This window comes from Frankia sp. CeRuru1 (genome assembly GCF_977966315.1).
The window spans coordinates 1-2,565 of sequence record NZ_CDWWEW010000534.1; the positions used below are offsets into that span (position 1 = coordinate 1).

The window sequence follows — 2,565 nt, forward strand, 5'->3', positions numbered from 1 at the left end:
AATCATGAGTGTTACCGGTCTCGGCCCTGTCACCGTCGACCAGGCCGTTGCCCGCGAAGCGGGGTTCCGACTGCCCGTCGTCATCACCCGCACCGCCTGGGAATCAGCCGTCGCCTGGAACGACCAAGACACCCAGGAGACCAGTGCAGTCCAGGACGAGTCGGGCCGCCTATGGGACGTGCTGACCATGGCCGCTGCGGCGGTGCGCCGTGCGCCGCAGCCCGGGATCGTCTGCGAGGACTTCACCGTTGTCCGGGCCCCCCGGGAGCTGCCCTATCAGGGTGACGACGAGGGCCCAGGCTACGAGGAAGCGATGGAAGAGCACATGTTCGTGATCGTCGGAGGAACGCCGACCACTGTGACAATCAGCCTCGACAACGAATAGCGCCTTCGCCGTTCCGCGCCCCCTGCGTGAGATGGATAGCGCCGAGAAGGCATCTCGCACCTACCAGTGCGGACCGCTCCTCGCCTTGCCCGCATGGTCCACCCCCGGCGGCATGGTCCACGCCCCCCGCACGGGGACTGATCTTCTGGCCACGGGAACCTCCGATCTCTCGCGGCCAGAGACTCACCACCCACCACCATCACCTTCCGGAAGGATCACCATGATCGACCGCAGGAAGCTCCTCACGGCCACCGAGGGAAACCCGGCCGCCTTCGAGATCGGATCGCAGCTCGCCGGGGACGAGGACCGGATCGGGGTAATCGTGACCGACCTCCACGCGAGCCTCGGCCGCATCGAGGCTCGCGTGGCCAGCTCTGAGGCGACCAGCACTCTTGACGGGCCCAACGGCCTCCAGGTTTTCAAGTTGCTCCAATTGCTGGGCGAGCGCAACGTTCGGCTCCAGGGCCTGGAGCACCTCGGCGTCGACCCGAAGGGCCTCGCCCGATGAGCCGAGCCAGGCACAGCTGGCATCGCATATGGGTCGGCGGCCACCCCATCTTCACCAAGGCCTCGCCGCCACCGATGGAGGAGATCGACGGCAAGTCGATCGACGAAATCTTCGATCTCGACGCCAATGATCATCGGCGTCGCGCCGCAATCCACGAGGCTGGACATGCCGTCATCGCCCGCGACGCCAGCATCCCCGTCGAGAGCGTCGGCGTCGGCGAAAGCCACCACACGGACACCGGCCTCCCCCTGGGTGGAGAGTGCAACCTCGGCCCGTACCCCGGTCCATGGGGCAACTATGGTGCCGCCATCGCGGGCGGCCAGCGGGCCACTGACCGCTGGCTCCGCGAGGAGGGGCTGGCCACCCCAACCCGGAGGTGGGCAAACGAGCTGACAACGGTAACCGATCGCCTCGCCGCGGAGCAGTTCTCCCCGGCGGCCATCACCTACGGCGAGGCGATCGGTACCGGATTCGACTGGGACGACCTGTGTGCCGTTGCCGACGCCGCACTTGACGTCACGTGGCCCGCAGTGCGTCGCGTTGCCGACGTCCTGTACCGCGGGGACCGACTGTCCGGCGATGATCTAGACGGCCTCATCTGACCGCCCGATGGGCGTGTGGAAACGGGAAACAGCTCCTCGGGCCGCCTACCGCCCCGCCAGAGCCCACCCTCAGGAGGGCGAGCCCGCCGGATCCGTCCGAGGTCGCCCCGGTGGTCGGCGCGTCGACGTCCAGCCATCGACGGTCGAGCGCCGCCACCGCGGCATCCGGCGTTCCGCAGGGCGGTCCAGGTCCGGGTCGTCAGGCGGCGGCACCGTCCCGCGCGAGACGTAGGCACGCCACGTCACAGGCTTGATGCCGGTGTACTTCGCCACCTCCGTCACCGTCATCAGGGGATCTTCGTCCTCGGGCATGCACCCATCATGCCCTGATACTGCAACGCTGCGTTGTGATGCAGATCACACCAACTTCCCGAATAATCACAACGCTGCGTTGTTATATTTGACGAGACCCCGCAAGGAGGGGCCGCGAGGAGGCAAACACGATGCTCATGGACTTGGCTCAGGAGATTGCCCGGGAGCTGGAGGGCGACTGGAGAGTCGATGACGGAGTCCAGGGTGATGGCCGGGACGCCTATCTACGTCTACGGTCCGGAATCAATGGCGAGGGCGTCCATGTCTCACCCGACTGGCGCAACAAAGACCGCATCCTCCTGACCGGTGTGAAGGGTGACTTCAGCGAGTACTGGCCGTGGAAGAAGGACAGCGGCTATCGCCTGGAGCACGTCATCGGCGTCGGTGCGTCCCGACCGCCGACGGCCATCGCCCGAGAGATCCAGCGGCGGCTGATACCGGAGTACCGGGCCGCGCTCGCCCAAGCTCGCGAGACCAAGCGGGCGGCCGACGAGTGGGACTCCGAGACGACACGCATCGTCGACGAAATCGCCGGGATCCTTGGCGGGCGGACGATCGACTGGAAGCCCGGAACCGTGCGCCTGCCCAACCTGTACGGGGACGTCGAGGTCGGTCCGGACGTCTCGTTCACCCTACGGGTTCCGCGCGGGCAGGCGGTCGAGCTCGCGAAGCGCATCGCCGACCTTATGGCGCACCGAGCCGCCTGAGCGCCCCCCCGCCTGGCCGACTGGCGAGTCAGCCGGGCCTTCCCCCACACC

General features: G+C 67.4%; 5 protein-coding genes. 4 read left to right on the forward strand and 1 reads right to left on the reverse strand.

What is annotated here, in order from left to right; all coding sequences use genetic code 11:
- The 3 genes from AC08OP_RS23910 to AC08OP_RS23920 form a co-directional block, all read left to right on the forward strand.
- Positions 1-385, forward strand: a 385-nt coding sequence (locus tag AC08OP_RS23910; RefSeq protein ID WP_476616231.1) for a hypothetical protein, incomplete at its 5' end; no start/stop codon positions are given.
- 220 nt (positions 386-605) lie between these two features.
- Positions 606-893 (forward strand): hypothetical protein, encoded by a 288-nt coding sequence (locus tag AC08OP_RS23915; RefSeq protein ID WP_476616232.1) that lies wholly within the window; start codon positions 606-608, stop codon positions 891-893.
- A complete protein-coding gene (locus AC08OP_RS23920) occupies positions 890-1,495 on the forward strand; it encodes a hypothetical protein (RefSeq protein ID WP_476616233.1) in 606 nt (201 codons plus the stop codon). Before AC08OP_RS23915 ends, AC08OP_RS23920 begins: the two co-directional genes overlap by 4 nt.
- 69 nt (positions 1,496-1,564) lie before the next feature.
- Here AC08OP_RS23920 and AC08OP_RS23925 read toward each other — a convergent pair whose 3' ends face one another.
- A complete protein-coding gene (locus tag AC08OP_RS23925; RefSeq protein WP_476616234.1) occupies positions 1,565-1,807 on the reverse strand; it encodes a helix-turn-helix transcriptional regulator in 243 nt (80 codons plus the stop codon).
- Between the two features lie 131 nt (positions 1,808-1,938).
- Here AC08OP_RS23925 and AC08OP_RS23930 point away from each other — a divergent pair, with 131 nt between their 5' ends.
- Positions 1,939-2,514, forward strand: coding sequence for a hypothetical protein (locus AC08OP_RS23930; RefSeq protein ID WP_476616235.1), 576 nt, complete (start codon positions 1,939-1,941; stop codon positions 2,512-2,514).
- Positions 2,515-2,565 lie beyond the last annotated feature (51 nt).

Coding starts and splice junctions, on each gene's coding strand:
- AC08OP_RS23915 (WP_476616232.1), top strand. CDS start 606: ATGATCGACCGCAGGAAGCTCCTCACGGCCACCGAGGGAAACCCGGCC.
- AC08OP_RS23920 (WP_476616233.1), top strand. CDS start 890: ATGAGCCGAGCCAGGCACAGCTGGCATCGCATATGGGTCGGCGGCCAC.
- AC08OP_RS23925 (WP_476616234.1), bottom strand. CDS start 1,807: ATGCCCGAGGACGAAGATCCCCTGATGACGGTGACGGAGGTGGCGAAG.
- AC08OP_RS23930 (WP_476616235.1), top strand. CDS start 1,939: ATGCTCATGGACTTGGCTCAGGAGATTGCCCGGGAGCTGGAGGGCGAC.